The 787-nt window shown below is 72.7% G+C and carries 2 protein-coding genes; one reads left to right on the top strand and one right to left on the bottom strand.

All coding sequences use genetic code 11. The features are described 5' to 3' along the window. The coding region (locus OOT08_RS15215) for an HNH endonuclease signature motif containing protein (protein ID WP_325093643.1) at positions 1-387 on the top strand (387 nt) is incomplete at its 5' end. 73 nt (positions 388-460) lie between these two features. Here the strand turns inward: OOT08_RS15215 and OOT08_RS15210 are convergent. Beyond that, positions 461-787: hypothetical protein (locus tag OOT08_RS15210; protein WP_325093642.1), on the bottom strand; the 327-nt coding region annotated here is incomplete at its 5' end.

Here is a 787-nt window from a genome sequence, read left to right as displayed (position 1 = left end):
CTCGCCCAGGGCCGCACCCACCGCCTGTTCACGAAGCGGCAGGTCCTGGCCCTCCGCGCCCGGGACGGCGGCTGCCGGTGGCCCGGCTGCCGCACCGCGCCCAAGGACTGCGAGGCGCACCACATCGTGCCCTGGTCCCAGGGCGGGGCCACCGACCTGGACAACGGGGTGCTGCTCTGCCGGTTCCACCACGGCCTCGTCCACGACCAGCTGGGCACCCCAGACGCCTGGCACATCGTCACGATCGGGGCGATCCCGCACCTCGTGCCACCGACGAGCACGGACTGGGCCAGGCGGCCCCGGCCGATGACCGAGAACCGCTGGACACCCCCGGAACGACACGCGCCGTCCGCGGACCGGTCACCGCAACACGCGCGTTCGGGCTGAGCGGGTCCCCGCCCCGGGGAGCCCACCCCGAAGCGCGCCGCACCGCAGGGTGAGTGCCACACCGCACGCCGCGTCAGGTGAGCCACGCCACGAGGAGCCCGATGACCGCGCTGATCACCAGCATCATCAGGATCGCCCGAGGCCGCAGCTGTTCCCGCACGTGGAAGCCGTAGTCTCGCCAGCCGGCACAGTCCTCGGTGCCCGGCAGGACCAGCCGCCGGGGCCGCAGCGTGCAGATGACCAGCCAGTCGACGAGCAGGAGGTCCAGCACCGCAAACAATACCCCGACGAGCAGCGCCATGAGCACGAGATCGAGGACGGCGCTGCCCGGGTACGCCGCGCCCCAGGACCACACCACCCCAGCGATTCCGCCGAGCAGGCCGAGCAAAAAGACGAGGCT

The sequence above is a fragment of the Leucobacter sp. M11 genome, from assembly GCF_035726885.1.
GTDB lineage: Bacteria > Actinomycetota > Actinomycetes > Actinomycetales > Microbacteriaceae > JAPFRB01.
Note: the sequence above shows the minus strand (reverse complement) of the source record. Positions and strands in the feature narration are given on the sequence as shown.